Origin of the sequence: Cupriavidus yeoncheonensis (genome assembly GCF_905397275.1) — a bacterium.
Taxonomy (GTDB): Bacteria; Pseudomonadota; Gammaproteobacteria; order Burkholderiales; family Burkholderiaceae; genus Cupriavidus; species Cupriavidus yeoncheonensis.
On record NZ_CAJPUY010000004.1, the window covers coordinates 86,128 to 106,014 of the forward strand.

The following is a 19,887-nucleotide window of genomic DNA, read 5'->3' on the forward strand; positions in this document are numbered from 1 at the left end:
TAATCGGCCGGAACGTTTTGCCGAGTCGGGATAGACTTCTCGGCTATGCCGGGCACGGCAGGGCTTGCCCCATTCGCCGGGCCTGCCGCGACAGACTCCGGGAGCGGTCTTGGGCATGGCGCTTGCTTTATGTCCTGCCCCGCTCCGGCACCGATCAAGCGGGATTGGCCGCCGATACTATGACTCGCATGATTTTTTCGCAGGAAATCGCAATGCAACGATCACGCGGCTGCCGCGCCTGGGTTCCGGTTACGCTGGTTATCGCCCTGTCAACGCTCGCCGGATGCGGCGGCAAGAAAGAAGCTGCTGCCCCGCCACCGCCCCAGGTCAGCGTGGTCACGCTCAAGACCGAGCCCGTCACGCTGGATACCGAGCTTCCGGGCCGTACCTCGGCCTTCCGCATCGCCGAAGTCCGGCCACAGGTGGATGGCATCATCCTGCGCCGGCTGTTCAAGGAAGGCAGCGACGTGACCCAGGGCCAGCAGCTCTACCAGATCGATCCTTCCACCTACGACGCCACCTACAAGAGCGCCCGGGCCACGCTGGAGTCCGCGCGTCTGCTGGCCGACCGGTACGGCCGTCTGGTGGGCGACGAAGCGGTCAGCAAGCAACAGTATGACGAGGCCAAGGCCGCCTGGCTGCAGGCGCAGGCGGCGGTGGACCGCGCCGAGATCAACCTGCGCTATACCAGGGTGCTGTCGCCGATTTCCGGGCGCATCGGCCGCTCCAGCGTGACCGAAGGCGCGCTGGTCACCAACGGCCAGGCCGGGGCGCTGTCGGTGGTGCAGCAGATCGACCCGATCTACGTCGACGTGACCCAGCCCTCCGCATCCCTGCTGCGGCTGCGCCGCGAGCTGGCCAACGGCGCCTTGCAGAGCGCCGGCGCCAACGCGGCCCAGGTCAGCCTGGTGCTGGAAGACGGCACCAAGTACCCGGAAGCGGGCCGGCTGGAGTTCTCGGAGGTCGCGGTGGACCAGGGCACCGGCTCGGTCACGCTGCGCGCCGTGTTCCCCAATCCGCGCCATGAACTCTTGCCCGGCATGTTCGTCCACGCCCGCCTGCGCGAAGGCGTGAAGGCCGATGGCCTGCTCGTCCCGCAGCAGGGCGTGACGCGCGACCTGAAGGGCCAGGCCACGGCGCTGGTCGTCAACGCGAAGGATGAGGTGGAATTGCGCCAGATCCGCACCGACCGGGTGGTCGGCGACCAATGGCTGGTGGCGGACGGCCTCAAGGCCGGCGACCGCGTCATCGTCGAGGGCCTGCAGTTCGTCAAGCCCGGCGCGAAGGTCCGCGTGGCCCAGGCGGACAGCGGCGCGGGCAACCCGGCGGCGGCCGCGTCCGGAGCGTCCGGAGCGTCCGGCGCATCCTCCGCGGTCGCGGCCAAGCCCTGAGGGCATCGCTAGGGCGAGGGAGCATTCATGTCCAATTTCTTTATCGACCGTCCCATCTTCGCGTGGGTGATCGCGCTGGTCATCATGCTGGCCGGTGTGCTGTCGATCCGTTCGCTGCCGATCAGCCAGTACCCGGCCATTGCGCCGCCGACCATCGCCATCACGGTCAACTACCCGGGCGCCTCGGCCGAGACCGTGCAGGACACGGTGGTCCAGGTGATCGAGCAACAGCTCAACGGCCTGGACCGGCTGCGCTACATCTCGTCGGAAAGCACCTCCGACGGCAGCATGACCATCACCGTGACCTTCGAGCAGGGCACCAACCCGGATATCGCCCAGGTGCAGGTGCAGAACAAGCTCGCGCTCGCGCAGCCGCTCCTGCCGCAGGAAGTGCAGCAGCAAGGCATCCGCGTGACGAAGTCGGTGCGCAACTTCCTGCTGATCGTCGGCCTGATCTCCACCGACCCCAAGGTCACGCGCGAGGACTTGTCGAACTACATCGTCTCGAGCATCCAGGACCCGCTGTCGCGCACGTATGGCGTGGGTGACTTCCAGGTGTTCGGCTCGCAGTACGCGATGCGGGTCTGGATCGACCCGGCCAGGCTCAACAGCTACCAGCTCACGCCGCTGGACGTGAGCAACGCCATCAAGGCACAGAACGTCCAGGTCGCCTCGGGCCAGCTCGGCGGGCTGCCGGCGGTCAAGGGCCAGCAGCTCAACGCCAGCGTGATCGGCAAGACCCGCCTGCAGACCAGCGAACAGTTCGGCAACATCCTGCTCAAAGTCAACGCGGACGGTTCGCAGGTGCGCCTGAAGGACGTGGCCGAAGTCGGCCTGGGCGGGCAGGACTACAACATCAACGCGCAGTACAACGGCCAGGCGGCGTCGGGCATCGCCGTGCGCCTGGCCGCCGGCGCCAATGCGCTGGAGACGGTGCGCGCCATCCGCAAGACGCTCGACGGGCTCGAGCCGTTCTTCCCCGCCGGCATGAAGGTGGTCTACCCGTACGACACCTCGCCGGTGATCTCGGGCTCGATCCACGAGGTGGTGAAGACGCTGATGGAAGCCATCGTGCTGGTGTTCCTGGTGATGTACCTGTTCCTGCAGAATTTCCGCGCCACGCTGATCCCGACGATCGCCGTGCCGGTGGTGCTGCTGGGCACGTTCGGCGTGCTGGCCGCGTTCGGGTACACCATCAATACGCTGACCATGTTCGGCATGGTGCTGGCGATCGGCCTGCTCGTGGATGACGCGATCGTGGTCGTGGAAAACGTCGAGCGCGTGATGGCCGAGGAAGGCCTGCCGCCCAAGGAGGCGGCGCGGCGTTCCATGGGCCAGATCCAGGGCGCGCTGGTGGGCATCGCCCTGGTGCTGTCGGCGGTGTTCCTGCCGATGGCGTTCTTCGGCGGCTCCACCGGCGTGATCTACCGGCAGTTCTCAATCACCATCGTGTCGTCCATGGTGCTGTCGGTGCTGGTCGCGCTGATCCTGACGCCGGCGCTGTGCGCCACCATGCTGCAGCCCATAGAAAAGGGCGACCATGGCGAGAACAAGGGCGGCTTCTTCGGCTGGTTCAACCGTAAGTTCATCGCGACCACGCAAGGGTATGAGCGCGGGGTGTCGTCGATCCTGAAGCGCCGCCTGCCGTTCGTGCTGATCTACGTGGCGATCCTCGTGGCGATGGGTTTCCTGTTCACGCGCATCCCCACGTCCTTCCTGCCGGAAGAAGACCAGGGCGTGCTCTACGCGCAGGTCCAGACGCCTGCCGGCGCCACCGCCGAACGCACGCAGAAGGTGCTCGACCAGATGCGCGACTACCTGCTGAAGGACGAAGGCGGCGTGGTCGACTCGCTCTTCACCGTCAACGGCTTCAACTTCGCCGGCCGCGGCCAGAACTCGGGTCTTGCCTTCATCCTGCTCAAGCCGTGGGAGGAGCGCAGCGGCGACAACACCAGCGTCTTCGACCTGGCCGCCAGGGCCCAGCGCAAGTTCGCGAGCTTCCGCGACTCGATGTCGTTCGCGTTCGCGCCGCCGGCCGTGCAGGAGCTGGGCAATGCCACCGGCTTTGACCTCTACCTCCAGGACCAGGCCGGACTTGGCCACCAGGCCCTGATGAACGCGCGCGACAAGTTCCTGGCGCTGGCGTCGAAGAACCCGGTGCTGCAGCGCGTGCGCCCCAATGGCCTGAACGACCAGCCGCAGTACCAGCTCGTGATCGACGATGAAAAGGCGCGCGCGCTTGGCGTCTCGCTGGCCGACGTCAACAGCACGGTGACGATTGCCTGGGGCTCGAGCTATGTCAACGACTTCATCGACCGTGGCCGGGTCAAGCGCGTCTACGTGCAAGGGCGTCCGGATTCGCGCATGAACCCCGACGATGTCGACAAATGGTTCGTGCGCAACGACAAGGGCGAGATGGTGCCGTTCTCCGCGTTTGCCGAGGGCAAGTGGGGCTACGGGTCGCCAAAACTGCAGCGTTACAACGGCGTGGCGGCAGTGGAAATACTGGGCGAACCGGCGGCCGGCCGCAGTTCGGGCGAGGCCATGAAGGCGATCGAGGAGATCATGACGCAGATGCCCCCGGGGGTGGGCTACGCCTGGACCGGCCTGTCCTATGAGGAACGGCTGTCGGGCTCGCAGGCGCCGGCGCTGTATGCCCTGTCGCTGCTGGTGGTGTTCCTGTGCCTGGCGGCATTGTATGAAAGCTGGACGATCCCGTTCTCGGTGATGCTGGTGGTGCCGCTCGGCGTGATCGGCGCGCTGCTCGCCACCATTGGCCGCGGCCTGTCCAACGACGTGTTCTTCCAGGTGGGCCTGCTGACCACCATCGGCCTGTCGTCCAAGAACGCCATCCTGATCGTGGAATTCGCCAAGAGCCAGCACGAGCACGGCAAGAGCCTGGTCGACGCCGCCATCGAAGCCTGCCGCATGCGCCTGCGTCCGATCGTGATGACTTCGCTGGCATTCATGCTGGGCGTGTTCCCGCTGGCGGTCTCGACCGGGGCCGGCGCGGGCAGCCAGCACGCCATCGGCACCGGCGTGATCGGCGGCATGATCACCGCCACGGTACTCGCGATCTTCTGGGTGCCGTTGTTCTTTGTCGCTGTCAACGCGCTGTTCGAACGCAAACGCAAGCCGACTCAGCCTGACGCCCCCGCGGAAAAAGGCGCACTGCAATGAAGAAGACCCTGACCTGCGCTGCCGCCGTCGCCCTGCTGGCCGGCTGCAGCCTGATACCGTCCTACGAACAACCGGCCCTGCCGGTCGCGCAGGCGTACCCGCAAGGTGCCGCCTATCCGGCGGCATATCCGGCTGCCGACGCGAGCGCGCAGGCGCAGCAGACGTACGCGGTCGACCTCGGCTGGCGAGATTTCTTCGCCGATGCGCGGCTGCGCCGCCTGATCGAGGTCGCGCTGGAAAACAACCGCGACCTGCGCGTGGCCGCGCTGAACGTGGAAGCGTTCCGCGCGCAATACCGGATCGAACGCGCCGACCTCTTTCCCGCCATCGGCGTAGCCGCGGCGGAAACGCGCCAGCGTATTCCCGCGGACCTGTCCACCACTGGCCGGCGCCTAATCGCCAGCCAGTACGGGATCTCGCTGGGCACCACCGCATGGGAAATCGACCTGTTCGGCCGCATCCGCAGCCTGAGCGAAGCGGCGCTCGAACAGTACTTTGCCAGCGACGAGACCCGCCGCAGCGCGCAGATCGCGCTGGTGGCCAGCGTCGCCAACGCCTACCTGACATGGCGTGCCGACGAGGCGCTGCTCACGCTCACGCGCGACACGCTGGCCAACTACGAGCGCAGCTATGGCCTGACGCGGCGCAGCTACGAGGAAGGCATTGCCTCGCGCCTGGACCTGCGGCAGTCCCAGACCGCAGTAGAAAACGCGCGCGCGAGCCTGGCGCGCTACACCCGGCTGGTGGCGCAGGACGAGAATGCGCTGGTATTGCTGCTGGGCACCGGCATGCCGGCGGACCTGCCGCCGCCAGTCGGCCTGGACCAGAAGCTCACGGCCGATGTACCGGCGGGGCTGCCGTCCGACCTGCTCCAGAACCGGCCCGACGTGCTCGCGGCCGAGCATCGGCTCAAGTCGGCCAATGCCGATATCGGCGCGGCGCGCGCCGCCTTCTTCCCGCGCATCGCGCTGACGGCCTCGGCCGGCACCGCGAGCAATCAGCTGTCGGGCTTGTTCGCGGGCGGCTCGGGCACCTGGCTGTTCCAGCCGCAGATCAGTCTGCCGCTGTTCACCGCTGGCAGCCTCAAGGCGAGTCTGGATGCCGCCACCATCCAGAAGGACATCAACGTCGCGCAGTATGAACGCACGGTGCAGACGGCCTTCCGCGAGGTCGCCGACGGGCTGGCCGCGCGCGGCACGTACACAAGCCAGCTCGAGGCCCAGGTACGCTTCGTCGAAGCGGCGCAGGACGCCTACAACCTCGCCGACCGCCGCTACCGCACCGGCGTGGACAGCTACCTGGCGGTGCTGGACGCGCAGCGCTCGCTCTACAACGCGCAGCAGTTGCTGATCGTCGCACGGCAGGAGCAGCTGACCAGCGAGGTCAATCTGTACAAGGCCCTCGGCGGCGGCTGGCATGACCAGACACGCAGCGGGGCGGACGCGGCGGGCCAGGCGACGCCGGGGCCATCGTCCTGAATGGCACCGGCCGCTCCGCTCAACGTGGGCTGGCCATCGCTGCGCAACTCCGGCGGGGCCGCCCGGGCTCCTACAATGACCAGAGGCGTTTCGCAACCGCCACACCGCAACGAGGAGTCCCGCCATGTCCCTGCCCCATCTGTCTTCCGGTGAAGTCGCCAGCGTGCTGCCCCTCGGCAAGCAGCTCGCGCAGACGCCCAGCGCCGCGCTGTTCAAGGAACACCGGCTGGAAGTGATGCGCATGGTGCTGCCGGCGGGCAAGCATGTCGGCGCGCATTCGGTCGCCGGACCATCGACCATCCAGTGCCTGGAAGGCGAAGCGGACATCGGCATCGACGGCAGCCAGCGCCGGCTGCATCAGGGCGACTTGCTCTACCTGGGCGCGGCGGCCGTGCACGATGTCACGGCGATCACCAACTCGTCCTTGCTGGTGACGGTTGTGCTGGTCGACCGCGGCGCTTCCTGAGCCGCTTTCTCGCGCTGCAGCAGCCCGCTTGCCGTCCACAGCTTTCGCCCTCAGTGCGCGTATTTGTGCTTTTTTAAGCATGTTTACGCGCAGTCCAATCGCGCCGGGCGCCTTCCTCGCCATGTCAGCGAACGCCTCATTGTGCGGCGCACCGTTTGGCACATAGAATCGAATCCACCAACAAGCGTTGAGCCCGGCGGGAAGCCAATCCGGAGCCAAGGCGCGACCCGATTGTGTGCCGGTGCAGCCGCATGACCGAGCTGTCCGGCCGCGAGCGGGCATGACAGGGCACTGCGCCCCGCCATGCCCGCCACCCATAGGGAGGAAGCCATGCGCCAGATCGAACTGAACGACGCCTGCGCCCATGCCGATGCCATGGCGCGTGCCGTGGCGTGCGAGCTGGAGCGCACGCTGGCCAGCAAGGAAAACGCTTGCCTGGCCATCGCGGGCGACCGCTTGCCGTTGCCGCTGTTCAAGGCGCTGCAGCAACGGGCCCTGCCATGGGATCGCATCAGCGTAATGCTGGTCGACGAGCGCATGGTGCCCCTTGGCCACAGCGACAGCAATGCGCGCCTGGTATGCGACACGCTGCTGCGGGAAGCGGCGGCGCGCGCCTCGTTTCAGCCGCCCGTGCCGTCGTTCTGCATGGAGATCGACGAAATCGATACGTCGGCGGTGGTTTCCGAGTTGAACCGCAATTACCGCCAGCCCGACGTCGTCGTCCTGGCCATGGGCGACGACGGGCATACCGCGTCGCTGTTCGCCGATGCCCCTGAACTGCCTGTGGGCCTGTCGCTGACCGAGCCGGCGGGATACCTTGCGCTGAACCCGCGCGCGGCCCCGCACCGCCGCGTCAGCCTGAACCTGAGCGCGCTGCTGGGCGCGCGCCGCGTCTTGCTGAGCTTCAGCGGTCCGTGGAAGAAGCAGGTCTTCGATGCCGCCACCATGGAGCCCACGCCGATGCTCCCGGTCAGCTACCTGCTTCATCAGGACAGCACGCCGGTGGATGTCTACTGGACGCAATAGCCGGGGGACACGCCGTGCCGGCCGACGGCTGTTGTGGCGTAGGACAGAGCCTGACAACAATCGGCTACGGCGCGCGCTACAGTGGCATCGCCTGTTCCGGGATGCTTTCGAATGCGTTGCGCCTCCATGCCTTGCCCTGGTCTCCCTGTCGTCAAGCCGTTGGCAATATGCCTGCTGGCCCTCTCTATCGGCGCCGCATCCCCACCCGCCATTGCCGCGCCGCCGCTGTCCGGCCTGGCCAGCCTGCTGCTGGGCACAGTACGCGGCAAACCAAGCGGCATGTCGGGCGTGACCCGGCTGACCACGCGCGATGCCGAGCGGCAACTCGGCATGGCCTGCGCAGAGCTGGCACGGGCGGCTCCGCTAGTGCTCGACGAATCGACGCGCCTGGCCGGCTGTGCCGTGCGAGCCGGCAAGGTCGTCGAGTTTCACCTCCAGGTGACGGGGGTGGATCCGCGGCGCGAGGACACCAAGAGCTTCATGGTCTCCGCCAGGCCCATCCTGGAACGCGGGATCTGCCGGAACCCCGATGTACCGGTGCTCGGCAAGCTTGGCGTGACGCTGGACTACCGCTATATGGCAGGACCGGAGCCGCTGGTGATACTGCATGTTCCGCCTGGCCGCTGTGCGGAAGGGACCGGCGCCTGAAGGCCTCATGGCGCCTTTTCAGGATCCGCCGAACCAGTTGTAGCCCTGATCCTCCCAATAGCCGCCGGGGTAGGTGTTGGTGACGAACAGTTCCATGATGTGCTTGGGATTCTTGTAGCCGAGCTTGGTCGGCATCCGAAGCTTCATCGGGAAGCCATACTTGGGCGGCAGGCGCTCGCCGTCATACGTAAACGTCAGCAAGGTCTGCGGATGCAGCGCCGTCGCCATGTCGATGCTCTCGTAATAGTCGTCGGCACACCGGAACCCCACATACTTCGCGGTAGTATCGGCGCCGATCCGCTGCAAGAAGCCGGCAAACGGCGTGCCGCCCCACCGCCCGATCGCACTCCAGCCTTCCACGCAGATATGCCGCGTAATCTGCTCGGCCTTGGGCAGGGCGTAGAGTTCGTCCAGCGTCCAACTCTTCTTTTCCCGCACCAGCCCACCGACCTTGAGCCGGAAGTCGTCGCCGTTTACCACGGTGACCTCATCGATGCCGTAGAACGCATTGAATGGAAATGGGCGCGTGATTTGCGCTTTGGTATAGGTCGGCGCGAGCCGGTTCGGGTCGAAGAGCCACGCCTGTACCTTGTCGTTCATGCGCGAAACACGCGAGAGGAAGGCTTCCACCGAGGCGTTGTCGCTCAGGCTGCAGCCGCTGAGCATGGCAAGGCCGCCAAGCGTGAGGATGCGTTTGCCAAACAGGCGGCGCGACGGTGCGTCGAGTTGCCGGCGCACATCAATGATCAGCGACTCGCGGTCGACGGCGATTCGTCTGGAAGGTTTCGGGTTCACGATTCAGACTCCAGTTTGCGTCAGCGTCCGCGAATCATGGTCAGCAGGCTGCGCGGCACCAGCGCCACCATCACCACATGTACGACGATAAAGGCGGCGAGCAAGGCCATGGCGCAGAAATGGACCACGCGCGCGAAGTCGTAGCCGCCCATCATTTCGCGCAGCAGCGGGAACTGCACGGACTTCCAGATGACGATGCCGGAGAGCACCAGCACGAGCAGCACGATCATCACCAGCAGGTAGGCGAGCCTCTGCACGGCGTTGTAGTGGCTGAGGTCCGCATGAGAGAGGCGCCCTCGCAGCGCGGCAACCATATCCTCCAGCACGGCACGCGGCCACAGCGGAAAGAACTTCCGGGCAAATCGACCCGTCGCGACGTTCATCGCCAGATAGAACAGCCCGTTGAAAAACAGCAGCCACATGGCCGCGAAATGCCATTGCAGCGCTCCGCCGAGCCATCCGCCCAGCGTGATGTCGCCCGGGAAGCGAAACCCGGCGAAGACTGGTGAAGCGTTGTAGATGCGCCAGCCCGACAGCATCATCACCACGGCGGCCAGCGCATTGAGCCAGTGCGAGATGCGCACCCAGCCGGGCTGGATCTTGCGTGGGGCGGCGCGGGAATTGGCAGCGCCAAGCGAGGGTCCCATTTCGGCCTCCTTCGGGAAACCAGGCACCGTGCGCAAGAACATGACGCCGGCCGGTGCCAGGCCGGCATGCTCAAATGTTACTTGCTCATGGCATCGCCTTCCTTGCCCATCTTGTCTTGCGACTTCGACTTGCCCATCTTGTCCTTGCCCATCTTGTCCTTGTGCATGCCGTCCTTCGACATGCTGTCCTTGGACATTGCATCCTTCGCCATGGCATCCTTGCCCATGGTGTCCTTGGACATCGCGTCTTTCGACATGCTGTCCTTCGACATCGAATCCTTGGCCATCGACCCGCCGGTCTGGGCGAATGCGGTGGTGCCGCAAATCAGGAACGCTGCGGAAACCACGGCGGTTGCGATCTTGTTCATCTCGACTCCTTTTTGCTATGCATTGGACCGGGAGCGTCCCGGCTGATGGAACATCAGCGCCACGCCATATCCGGCGGGTGCCAGATTCACACGGTATGTGTGCGTCTGATGGGAAATTCGCCGCTGCGGCGCCTCCGGTTACAGCGATCGAAGAATTTTTCCGGCGGCCTAAGGCGCCTGGGATTGCGCCTGGGATTGCGGAACCGAACTCATCGCCCAAGCGCCTTGCAACACACATGACCGCCAGCACGGCGTAGAATTCGCGCATTCAATGAGGCTCGGTGTAACCAAAGCGATCGATGGAGCGAACTGTCGAACAGGATGCGCTGAAACGGCGGGAATGTCGCCTGCTCGATCTCTTTACGGGCGGGCTGGCGGGCGACCAGGTGGCGTACGCGCGGTTCCTCACCGAACTGGCCGCGATGTTGCGCGGCTATTTCCGCAACCGGCTCCCGCAGCAAGCGGGCGACGTCGAGGATCTGACCCAGGAGGTCCTGCTCGCCGTGCACAACGCGCGCCATACCTACCTGCCGGGACAGCCACTCACGGCATGGGTGCATGCGATCGCCCGGTACAAGCTCGCCGACCATTTTCGCGAGCATGCGCGACACGGCGCGCTGAGCGATCCGCTGGACGCGGCGCAGGACGTACTTGCGGCGCCCGACCTGGAGCCGGCGCAGGCGAAGCGTGACCTGAACCTGCTGCTTGACCAGTTGCCGGACCGTCAGCGCCTGCCGATCGTGCATGTCAAGCTGGAGGGATTGTCTGTCAGCGAGGCCGCGCAGATGACCGGGATGTCGGAATCGGCGGTGAAGGTGGGCGTGCATCGCGGGCTGAAGGCGCTCGCGGCGAAGATTCAAGGAACGCGATGAAAACGGACGACCTGATTTCCATGCTTGCCACCGGCGTCATGCCAGTCGACCCGCACGCGGTCAGCCGTCGTTTTGGCATCGCGGTGGCGACGGGCGCGGCACTGGCGACCTTGCTGGTGGCCGCCACGCTGCATGTTCGCGCCGACCTGGCCGAGGTCGCCGTCACCCCGCTGTTCTGGGCCAAGGTGGCGCTGCCGCTCTCGCTGGCGTCGGGGGCATTGTGGATGGCGTCGCGGCTGGCGCGTCCCGGGATGGCAACCGGTGCCTGCTGGCCGGCCGTTACCGTACCCTTTGCCGCCGTCTGGCTGAGCGCGCTCTATGTGCTCGCGCAGACGCCGGCCGGCGAACGCGCGGCGGCGGTGCTGGGACAAACCTGGCGCGTCTGCCCGTTCAATATCGCCGTGCTGTCCGTGCCGGTTTTCATTGCCGTGTTCTGGGCCTTGCGCGGACTGGCTCCGACGCGGTTGCGGCTGACGGGCGCCGTGGGCGGCCTGCTGTCCGGCGCGGTAGCCACGCTGGCTTACTGCCTGCACTGCCCGGAGATGGGCGTCGCATTCTGGAGCGTGTGGTACGTGCTCGGCATGCTGGCGCCTGCCGCGGCCGGCGCACTGCTCGCGCCACGCCTGCTTCGGTGGTGAGTCCCGGTCCTGCCTTCCTGGGTGACCCGGACGGCGGCACTGACGATTCCATACACGCCGGCGGGAAGCTCAGGACGACGCCTCCTTCCCGCCCAACACCTCATCACACACCGCCAGCCAGGCCCGCGCGGCATGCGACAGGTAGCGGCCAGGCAGCCAGGTATGCGCGAGCGCCCAGTCCATGGCCGGTTCCGTCAGGCGAGCCACGGCCAGGGTGTCGCGGTCCTGCAATCTGGCCAGGAACGGCTCGGGCAGGAACGTCGTGCCAAGTCCGGCTGCCGCCATGGACGCCAGAAAATCCCAATGGCCGCTCTGCGCCACCACGCGAGGCTCGATACGCGCCTCCAGGAATGCCTGCCGTAACTTGTGCGTCAGCGAAAACGCTTCCGTCAGCAACACCAGCGGCTCGTCGCTCAGCGCCGCCAGGCTGACAGTCTTCCCGCGTGCCCAGGGTGCCTTGCGCGGTCCCACCGCCCAGATCGGATACTTGGCGAATGGCTGCGTGGCCAGTTCCGGCCCGCTGTCCACAGGCAGCACCGTGGCGCCCACCTCCAGTTCGCCGCTGGCCACCATCTGCTCGACCAGATGGCCGCCATGCTCGGCCAGGCTCAGCTCCAGGTTCGGATAGCGCTTGCGGAAAGCACTGACGGCCGGCGAGAAGAACAGATTGACCATCGGCGGAATGCCGACCGTCAGCTGGCCGCGCCCGAGCGAAGACAGGTCCGCCACCTCGAGCGTCAGCCGGTGCACGACGCCAAGCGCCTCCTGGCCGCGGTCATACACCACGCGGCCCACGTCGGTCAGCCGCACCGTCTTGCCTTCGCGGATCAGCAAGGGTTGGCCGACTTCGTCTTCGAGCTGGCGCACCATCTTGCTGATGGTGGACTGCGTGACGAACAGCGAGGTCGCCGCCTGCGTGAAGCTCCTCAGGCGGGCGGTTTCAACAAAGTAGCGCAGGGCGCGGATATCGATGGGCATGGCGGATTCTTCACTTCCATGAAAATTTGGAATGAAGTCTGGAATTTTAAATCATGAATGGAATGCCCGCCATTTGACTACACTTCGCTTCCACGCTTCGCTCGCGCCTGCAGCCGGCAACCAGACCGTGCCAGGCGGCACACGATGCGCCCCCAATCACAAACTGTGCGATTCCCACCCATGGCTATGCGGCCAAATGCACGACAGTGGCTGTTCTCGCTGAAGGCATTCCTGGCCGCCATGCTCGCGCTCTATATCGCCCTGGCCCTCGGCCTGCCGCGCCCTTACTGGGCCATGGCGACGGTGTACTTCGTCTCGCACCCGCTGACCGGCGCCACGCGCTCCAAGGCCGCCTACCGCGTGGCGGGCACGGTGCTGGGCGCGGCCGCGGCGGTGGCCACCGTGCCGCTGCTGGTCAATATGCCCATCGTGCTGATGGCCGCCATCTCGCTGTGGATCGTCGCGCTGGTCTACCTGTCCACGCTGCAGCGCTCGCCGCGCGCCTATGTGTTCCTGCTGGCGGCCTATACGCTGCCGATCGTGGCATTGCCGGCGGTGGACCAGCCCGCGCAGATCTTCGACGTCGCGGTGGCGCGCATCGAGGAGATCGTGATCGGCATTGTCTGCGCGGGACTGGTGGGTTCCGTCATCCTGCCGGCCAAGGTGGCACCGGCCCTGCGCGCCCGCGCGGCAAGCTGGCTTGGGGACGCCGCCGCGTGGGCCGACGACATCCTCTGCGCGAACCCGCGCGAGGACGCCGGCCGGCACCGGCTCGCGGCCGACATACTGGCCCTGGACCAGTTGATCGCCCAGCTTTCCTACGACACCGAAAGCGCCGCCTCCCTGCGCCATGCGCGCGCGCTGCGGACCCGCATGACCGCGCTGATGCCGCTGCTGTCCGCGCTGTCGGCGGTGCTGCAGGCGCTGCGCATGCATCCGGCCGGCGTACCGGACTCGCTCGCGCAGTTGCTGGCCGGGCTGTCGCAATGGTTGCGCACGGGTATGGCGGGTCCCGCGCCGCGGGCGGACCGTGCCGCCCCGGCCGATGCTGCCGCGGATGCCTGGCATGGCTGCCTGCTGACGGCGGCAAACAGCCAGCTTGCCCGGCTCGCCGCGCTATGCAGCGACTGCGCAGCGCTGCAGCACGGCATCGGCGACCGCCCCGACCGGCCGTTGCCGAAGCTGAGCGCGATGCCGACCGCCGACGCCGCGCCGGGCAGAGGCGCGCATCACCATGACCACGGCATGCTGTTGTTCGGTGCCGTCTCCACCGGGCTGGCCGTGTTCTGCGCCGGCTTGCTCTGGATCTTCTCCGGATGGACAGACGGCGCAGGCGCGGTCGCGGTGGCGTCCATTGCCTGCTGCTTCTTCGCCACCATCGACGAGCCGCGGCCGGTGGCGCGCTCCTTCCTGCGGTGGAGCGCGGTCTGCCTCGTGGTGGCTTCGTTCTACCTGTTCCTGGTGGTGCCGCACGCGCAGAGCTTCGAGACGCTGGCGGGCATGCTGGCCGTGCCCTACCTCGGCATCGGCATGCTGATCGCCCGCCCCGGCTTCAACCTGATCGCCATGCTGCTGTCGGTGAACACCGCATCGTTCGCCAATATCCAGAGCGTCTACGACGCCAATTTCCTGGGCACCTTCAACGGCAGCCTGGCCAATGCCGCCGCCATGCTGTTCGCGCCGTTGTGGGCCCTGGCGACGCGCCCGTTCGGCGCCAGCGTGGCCGCGCACCGGCTGATCCGCGCAAGCTGGCATGACCTGGCCGGCGCTGCCGCCTGGCCCGGCGCCGACCATGACGCGAAGCTCGGCGCACGCATGCTGGACCGCCTCGGCCAGCTCGTCCCGCGGCTCGGCGCGAGCCGTGCGGGTCCCGATGGCTTCAGCGAACTGCACGTGGGCTTTTGCGCGCTGGCGCTGCGGCGCGCGCTGCCGTCCATGCCAGCGGCCGCGCGCCGTCCGGTGCGGCGCGTGCTGGCGCTGGTTGCGCGCCATTATCGTGCACGCCTTCGCCACGGGGACGCCATAGCGACCACCGCCGCGCTGCCTGGCAGCATCGACGCGGCGATCGCCCAGGTCGGCGCGCTGCCCGGCAACCGTGACGACGCCATTGCCGCGCTGGTGGTGCTGCGCGTCACGCTGCACCAGCCGGACACGCCCGGCATGACGGATTCAGGAGCCGGCATTGAACACTGAGATCGACCTGTATGGCGTGTTCGTGCCGGCCCTGCTGGTGGTGATGCTGGCCGCGTTTGCGCTCACGACCTGCGTGCGGCTGCTGTTGGCCCGCGTCGGCTTCTACCGGCATGTGTGGCATCGCTCCCTCTTCAACCTTTGCCTCTATGTGATCGTCCTGGGCGGCGTGGTCGCCCTCGGTCTGAGGCTGCCGACATGACACTCAGAATTCGTCCGATCCTCAGGCTTCTGCCCACGCTGGTGGCCGTCGTAGCCGCTGTCCTGGTGCTGCGGCACCTGTGGGACTACTACACCGCGGCACCGTGGACACGCGATGGCCATGTGCGCGCCGATATCGTCCAGATCGCCCCCGATGTGTCGGGACTGGTGACGCGCGTACTGGTCCGCGACAACCAGCAGGTGCGGCGCGGCGAGGTGCTGTTCGAGATCGATCGCGACCGCTACGCGCTCGCGCTGCAGCAGGCCACGGCCAACGCCGCCGCCCTGCGCGCGACGCTGGCGCAGGCGCGGCGCGAAGCCGCGCGCAACCGCTCGCTGGACGGCCTGGTCGCTGGCGAAGTGGCCGAACAGGGCCGCGCCCGCGTCGAACAGGCCGAAGCCGCACTCGCCCAGGCCGAGGCCAGCGTGCGCCTGGCGCGCCTGAACCTGGAGCGCACCAGCGTGCTGAGCCCCGCCGATGGCTATCTCAATGACCGCCTGCCGCGGCTGGGCGACTATGTCTCGACCGGGCGGCCGGTGTTGTCGATGATCGATGCCGCGTCGTTCCATGTGGAAGGCTATTTCGAGGAAACCAAGCTGCACCGCATCCGCATCGGCAGCCCGGTGGACGTGCACATCATGGGCGAGCCGCGCCACCTGCGCGGGCATGTGCAGAGCATTGCCGCCGGTATCGAGGACCGCGACCGCGGTGCCGGGTCCAACCTGCTGCCCAACGTGAACCCGACCTTCAACTGGGTGCGGCTGGCGCAACGCGTGCCGGTGCGCATCACGCTGGAGGCGGTACCGGCCGACGTGCGGCTGGTGTCGGGACGCACGGCCACGGTGTCCGTGCAGCAACCGTCCATGGAGCACAGGCCGTGAACGCTTTGCACTACGCATGGCTGGCGCCGCTGGTTGCGCTGCTGTTCGGATGCACCACGGTCGGACCTGACTACCACTTGCCCGAACACGCGGCCATGCGCGCACCGGACGCCAACGGCCCGCTGCAAGGCGGCGCGAGTCCGGCCGTGTCGGTCGGCCCGGTCCCCGATGCGTGGTGGCAGCTCTATGACGACCCGCGCCTCGACCGTCTGGTGCGCGAAGCGCTTGCGGCCAATACCGACATCCGCGTGGCGTCGGCCAACCTGCGCCGGGCCACGGCCGCGTTCCATGAAGTCGAGGCCGAGAACCTGCCGCAGGGCGGCATCGGCGCAAGCGTGGCACGCGCCCAGCTCTCGGGAGAGAGCTACTTGCAGACCACCAAGCCGCCGGTCTTCAACCTCGGTGACTTCGGCCCGGGCGTGTCCTACCTGATCGACTTCTTCGGCAAGCTAGCGCGGGCCGACGAAGCGGCGCAGGCGAACGTGCAGGCCAGCGAGGCGGCCCTGGACCTGGCCCGCATCGGCGTAGTGGCCCAGACCGTGCGCGCTTACGTGCAGGGCTGCGCAGCCAGCCACGAACTGGAAGTTGCTCGCCATCAGATTGCACTTCAGGCACGTGCGGCCGACGTCGCACAGAGGCTCGCGGCTGCCGGCCGGGCCGAGCCCACCGATGCCGTGCGCGCCCGCGCACAGGCTGACACCTTGCGGGCCGCTCTTCCCCCGCTGGAAGCCGCGCGCGAAGCAGCCCGGTTCCGGCTGGCCCTGGTGCTCGGCAAGCCGCCCGCAGCCCTGGCGCCGCAGGACATCGAATGCCATGAAGAACCGCCACTGGCACAGCCGTTGCCAGTCGGGGACGGTGCGGCGCTGCTGAAGCGCCGTCCCGACATCCGCCAGGCCGAACGCGAGCTGGCCGCCGCCACGGCGAAGATCGGCGTGGCCACGGCGGACCTCTATCCGAGCATCCGGATCGGCGCCTCCGCGGGCCTGACCGGCTTGCTGAGCGACCTCGGCAGCGGCCCCACGGCACGCTGGAGCATCGGACCGATGCTGAGCTGGAATTTCCCGACCAACGGCGTGAGGCCGCGCATTGCGCGCATGGAAGCCGGCGCGGATGCGGCGCTGGCGCACTTTGACGGCGTGGTGCTGCGGGCACTGCAGGAGACTGAAACCGCGCTCAGCGCCTACTCGCGCGAGCTGCAGCGCCAGCACGCGCTGAAGCTCGCACGTGACCAGGCCGAGGAAGCCGCCCGGCAGGAACGGCAACGTCATGAGGCAGGCCGCACGCCCTACCTGGCGCGGCTGGATGCCGAACGCACGCTGGCGGATGTCGAAGCCGCACTGGCGGCGTCGGACAGTCAGGTGGCCATGCGGCAGATCGACCTGTTCCTGGCGCTTGGCGGAGGATGGCAGCAGGCAGATCACCCCGATCCGCACGCACCCCCGGCGCTGCCGCCAGCGGCGGAGCGCGGGCCCGACGCCCGGCACCCGTTGCCAAGAATGGATAGTCCTCCGGACGCCGCCATGCTCCCGCGCGGTGCAGCGCCGCCATCCGGTCACCCGTCCAGCCCTGCCTGAACCCGAATCCTGCGCCATTCCGGCCCATGGAAGCCGTTTGCGCAGCTCCGCAGCCACGGTCCGACTCGGTAATTCCCCCGGTATGCCCATTGCCGATCCCGGCTAACGCCTGACCGGCCGCCCTTCATAGACTCGCTCCATTCCAGCACAGACAGGAGCCAGTCGTGAATGACGCCAGCAGCACGCCAGCGCGTGCGCCGCGGGAAGCCGGGCGCAGGTCCCGGCGCCTGATTCCCCTCTTGCTCGCCGCCACGCTTGGCGCCGGCGCCGCGGTGGCCGAAGACCTGCCGCCCGAGACCCTGACGGTGGCCCCGCTGCCGCCCGCCGACGAGAACCGGCTGTATATCTCCGACGTGGCGTTCCGCCACATGGTGGACGGCCGCCTGCACGTGGTGGATGGCCGCAAGATGAAGTACCTGGGCCTGCTGCCAACGGGTTTCGGCGGGCAGTCCGTGCTGTCGCCCGACAAGCGTTCGATCTACGTCGTCTCCACCTACTACCCGCGCCTGACCCGCGGCGAGCGCACCGATGTCGTCAGCATCTATGACGCCGACACGCTCGCCTACCGCAGCGAGATCGTCATCCCGCCGCGCCATGCGCAGTCGCTGAACTACCGCGGCATCATTGCGGTATCGGCCGATGGCCGCTTCCTGTACGTGCAGAACGCCACGCCGGCCACCTCGGTCAGCATCGTCGACCTGCAGGCCGGCAAGTTCGTCGCGGAAACGCAGACGCCCGGTTGCTGGGGCATCTTCGCCACGGCCGCGTCCAGCCAGCGTTTCCGCACGCTGTGCAGCGACGGCGGCATGCTGACCGTGTCGCACGACGGGCAAGGCCAGCCCACCGGCCAGAAGCGCAGCGCGCGCATGTTCGATCCGGACGCCGACCCGGTCTTCCTGCACTCGGAGCGCATCGGCGACACGCTGTACTTCGTCTCCTTCAACGGCAACGTCTACACGGCCGACCTGTCGGGCGAGGCACCCGCCTTCGGCAAGCCGTGGCCGATCGTGTCCGCCGCCGATGCGAAGGCTGGCTGGAAGCCGGGCGGCTACCAGCTCTTCACGCTGCACGCGGCCACGCAGCGGCTCTACGTCGGCATGCATCCGCGCAGCCGCGAAGGCTCGCACAAGACCCCGGCCGCCGAGATCTGGACCATCGACCTTGCGCAGCACAAGCGCGTGGCGCGCGCGCCGGGGCAGAACGCGCTGGCCGTGACCATCACGCAGGGCAGCCAGCCGGTGATCTATGCGCTCGATGCCGCCAAGGCCGGCGTGGTCGCGCTGGATCCCGCGCGCAACCTGAAGCAGGTGGCCCGCATGGACAGCGTGAGCGAGAACTCGGTGCAACTGGAGGCGCACCAATGACAGCCCAGGACCTGATCGGCGACCCGGTCGTCAACGCGGCCTGCAGCGCGGCGGGGGCACTCGTGCTGCTGCTTTCGGTGGCGCCCAAGCTGCGCGAGCCGGACCGCTTCCATGCCGCAGTCGACGCTTACCGCCTTGTCCCCGCGGCCTGGTCGCGCGCCGTGGCGCTCGCGTACATCGGCATCGAGGCCATTGCCGTGCTGTTGCTGGCACTGATGCCGCTGCAGGCCGCTTCGGCATTGGCGGCAATCGTGGCAGCCGGCGTGGCGACCGGCGCCGTGGCCATCAACCTGCTGCGCGGCCGGCGCGACATCCGCTGCGGCTGCGGCGGCGTGGACGACAGCATGCCCCTGTCCGGCGGCCTGCTGTGGCGCAACGCCGCGCTGCTGGCGGTGCTGGCCATCGCCGCGGCGTCGGCCGGGGCCGGCAACGGCCGCCCCCTGTCGGCGCTCGACTACGGCGCCGCGGGCTTTGTCGCGCTGGCGCTGCTGCTCATGTGGCTGGGCGCCACGCAACTACTGGTCAATGCCGGCCGCGCCCGTGGTCCGCTGCGCGCCTGATTCCTTTTCCTTATATCTTCGTGAGACTCTGTCATGACTGCACTTGTCATAGCCAATATCGTGCTGTGGATCGCCGTGCTGGCGCTGCTGTTCGGGCTCTACGCGCTCGCGCGCCAGGTCGGCATCCTGTATGAACGCGTGGCCCCGATGGGCGCGCTGATGATCGACGCCGGCCCGCGCGTGGGCCAGCCGCTGTCGCCGTTCGCACTGCAGGACGTGCGCGGCACCGCCGTCACCGTGGGCGGCACGCAGGCGGCCAGCACGCTGCTGTTCTTCCTGTCGCCGACCTGCCCCGTCTGCAAGAAGCTGATTCCCGTCCTGAAGTCGATCCGCGCCAGCGAAGGCAACTGGCTGCGCGTGGTGCTGGCGTCCGATGGCGAGCAGCCCGAGCACCTGGCCTTCCTGCGCCAGGCCGGGCTGGGCGACTTCGACTACGTGCTGTCGCGCGAACTGGGCATGCACCTGCAGATCGGCAAGCTGCCCTACGCGGTGCTGCTCGACCAGCAGGGAACGCTGCGCGCCAAGGGCCTGGTCAATTCCCGCGAACAGCTCGAAAGCCTGTTTACGGCCATGGACATGAACGTGGCGTCGGTCCAGCAGTTCCTGGAAACGCATGCCTGAGCGGCAAG

Annotated in this window: 19 protein-coding genes; 15 read left to right on the forward strand and 4 right to left on the reverse strand. The window is 67.6% G+C overall.

Annotated features, from left to right (window positions below):
• Nucleotides 1-212: 212 nt before the first annotated feature.
• The 6 genes from KHO22_RS06580 (at nucleotide 213) to KHO22_RS06605 (ending at nucleotide 8,189) form a co-directional block, all read left to right on the forward strand.
• Entirely contained in the window at nucleotides 213-1,391 is a 1,179-nt protein-coding gene (locus tag KHO22_RS06580; protein WP_211946315.1) for an efflux RND transporter periplasmic adaptor subunit, read from the forward strand.
• Between the two features lie 27 nt (nucleotides 1,392-1,418).
• Nucleotides 1,419-4,571: an efflux RND transporter permease subunit gene (locus KHO22_RS06585; protein ID WP_211946316.1), complete on the forward strand. Its 3,153-nt coding sequence runs from the start codon at nucleotides 1,419-1,421 to the stop codon at nucleotides 4,569-4,571.
• Nucleotides 4,568-6,049: an AdeC/AdeK/OprM family multidrug efflux complex outer membrane factor gene (adeC, locus tag KHO22_RS06590; protein ID WP_211946317.1), complete on the forward strand. Its 1,482-nt coding sequence runs from the start codon at nucleotides 4,568-4,570 to the stop codon at nucleotides 6,047-6,049. The genes KHO22_RS06585 and adeC overlap by 4 nt, the downstream gene beginning before the upstream one ends.
• A 124-nt stretch (nucleotides 6,050-6,173) precedes the next feature.
• Nucleotides 6,174-6,515, forward strand: a complete 342-nt coding sequence (locus KHO22_RS06595) for a cupin domain-containing protein (RefSeq protein ID WP_211946318.1) — start codon at nucleotides 6,174-6,176, stop codon at nucleotides 6,513-6,515.
• A 303-nt stretch (nucleotides 6,516-6,818) separates the two neighbouring features.
• Nucleotides 6,819-7,541, forward strand: a complete 723-nt coding sequence (gene pgl, locus KHO22_RS06600; protein WP_338031322.1) for a 6-phosphogluconolactonase — start codon at nucleotides 6,819-6,821, stop codon at nucleotides 7,539-7,541.
• A 126-nt stretch (nucleotides 7,542-7,667) separates the two neighbouring features.
• Nucleotides 7,668-8,189, forward strand: a complete 522-nt coding sequence (locus KHO22_RS06605) for a hypothetical protein (protein WP_230426757.1) — start codon at nucleotides 7,668-7,670, stop codon at nucleotides 8,187-8,189.
• Nucleotides 8,190-8,207: 18 nt separating this feature from the next.
• Here KHO22_RS06605 and KHO22_RS06610 read toward each other — a convergent pair whose 3' ends face one another.
• The 3 genes from KHO22_RS06610 to KHO22_RS06620 form a co-directional block, all read right to left on the reverse strand.
• Nucleotides 8,208-8,984 carry a molybdopterin-dependent oxidoreductase gene (locus KHO22_RS06610; protein WP_211946320.1) on the reverse strand — a complete coding sequence of 259 codons (777 nt, stop codon included), beginning with the start codon at nucleotides 8,982-8,984 and terminating at the stop codon, nucleotides 8,208-8,210.
• Between the two features lie 20 nt (nucleotides 8,985-9,004).
• Complete coding sequence (locus KHO22_RS06615) at nucleotides 9,005-9,631, reverse strand: cytochrome b/b6 domain-containing protein (protein ID WP_211946321.1); 627 nt, start codon at nucleotides 9,629-9,631, stop codon at nucleotides 9,005-9,007.
• 77 nt (nucleotides 9,632-9,708) lie between these two features.
• Nucleotides 9,709-9,999: a pentapeptide MXKDX repeat protein gene (locus KHO22_RS06620; RefSeq protein WP_211946322.1), complete on the reverse strand. Its 291-nt coding sequence runs from the start codon at nucleotides 9,997-9,999 to the stop codon at nucleotides 9,709-9,711.
• A gap of 299 nt (nucleotides 10,000-10,298) precedes the next feature.
• Between KHO22_RS06620 and KHO22_RS06625 the strand changes: the two genes are divergently transcribed.
• Nucleotides 10,299-10,871, forward strand: a complete 573-nt coding sequence (locus KHO22_RS06625; protein WP_211946323.1) for a sigma-70 family RNA polymerase sigma factor — start codon at nucleotides 10,299-10,301, stop codon at nucleotides 10,869-10,871.
• Nucleotides 10,868-11,509, forward strand: coding sequence for a DUF1109 domain-containing protein (locus KHO22_RS06630; RefSeq protein ID WP_211946324.1), 642 nt, complete (start codon nucleotides 10,868-10,870; stop codon nucleotides 11,507-11,509). The genes KHO22_RS06625 and KHO22_RS06630 overlap by 4 nt, the downstream gene beginning before the upstream one ends.
• A gap of 69 nt (nucleotides 11,510-11,578) precedes the next feature.
• Here KHO22_RS06630 and KHO22_RS06635 read toward each other — a convergent pair whose 3' ends face one another.
• Nucleotides 11,579-12,487: a LysR family transcriptional regulator gene (locus KHO22_RS06635; protein ID WP_211946325.1), complete on the reverse strand. Its 909-nt coding sequence runs from the start codon at nucleotides 12,485-12,487 to the stop codon at nucleotides 11,579-11,581.
• A gap of 180 nt (nucleotides 12,488-12,667) precedes the next feature.
• Between KHO22_RS06635 and KHO22_RS06640 the strand changes: the two genes are divergently transcribed.
• The 7 genes from KHO22_RS06640 to mauD all read left to right on the forward strand — a co-directional run bounded on the left by KHO22_RS06640 (nucleotide 12,668) and on the right by mauD (nucleotide 19,879).
• Nucleotides 12,668-14,680 carry an FUSC family protein gene (locus KHO22_RS06640; RefSeq protein WP_211946326.1) on the forward strand — a complete coding sequence of 671 codons (2,013 nt, stop codon included), beginning with the start codon at nucleotides 12,668-12,670 and terminating at the stop codon, nucleotides 14,678-14,680.
• Nucleotides 14,670-14,879, forward strand: a complete 210-nt coding sequence (locus KHO22_RS06645; protein WP_211946327.1) for a DUF1656 domain-containing protein — start codon at nucleotides 14,670-14,672, stop codon at nucleotides 14,877-14,879. The genes KHO22_RS06640 and KHO22_RS06645 overlap by 11 nt, the downstream gene beginning before the upstream one ends.
• The gene (locus KHO22_RS06650) at nucleotides 14,876-15,760 is read left to right on the forward strand and encodes an efflux RND transporter periplasmic adaptor subunit (RefSeq protein ID WP_211946328.1); all 885 of its coding nucleotides are present in this window, start codon (nucleotides 14,876-14,878) and stop codon (nucleotides 15,758-15,760) included. Before KHO22_RS06645 ends, KHO22_RS06650 begins: the two co-directional genes overlap by 4 nt.
• Complete coding sequence (locus KHO22_RS06655; protein ID WP_211946329.1) at nucleotides 15,757-17,334, forward strand: efflux transporter outer membrane subunit; 1,578 nt, start codon at nucleotides 15,757-15,759, stop codon at nucleotides 17,332-17,334. The genes KHO22_RS06650 and KHO22_RS06655 overlap by 4 nt, the downstream gene beginning before the upstream one ends.
• Before the next feature lie 164 nt (nucleotides 17,335-17,498).
• A complete protein-coding gene (locus KHO22_RS06660; protein ID WP_211946330.1) occupies nucleotides 17,499-18,698 on the forward strand; it encodes an amine dehydrogenase large subunit in 1,200 nt (399 codons plus the stop codon).
• Nucleotides 18,695-19,258, forward strand: coding sequence for a MauE/DoxX family redox-associated membrane protein (locus tag KHO22_RS06665; protein WP_211946331.1), 564 nt, complete (start codon nucleotides 18,695-18,697; stop codon nucleotides 19,256-19,258). Before KHO22_RS06660 ends, KHO22_RS06665 begins: the two co-directional genes overlap by 4 nt.
• A 33-nt stretch (nucleotides 19,259-19,291) precedes the next feature.
• Nucleotides 19,292-19,879, forward strand: a complete 588-nt coding sequence (mauD, locus tag KHO22_RS06670; RefSeq protein ID WP_211946332.1) for a methylamine dehydrogenase accessory protein MauD — start codon at nucleotides 19,292-19,294, stop codon at nucleotides 19,877-19,879.
• Nucleotides 19,880-19,887 lie beyond the last annotated feature (8 nt).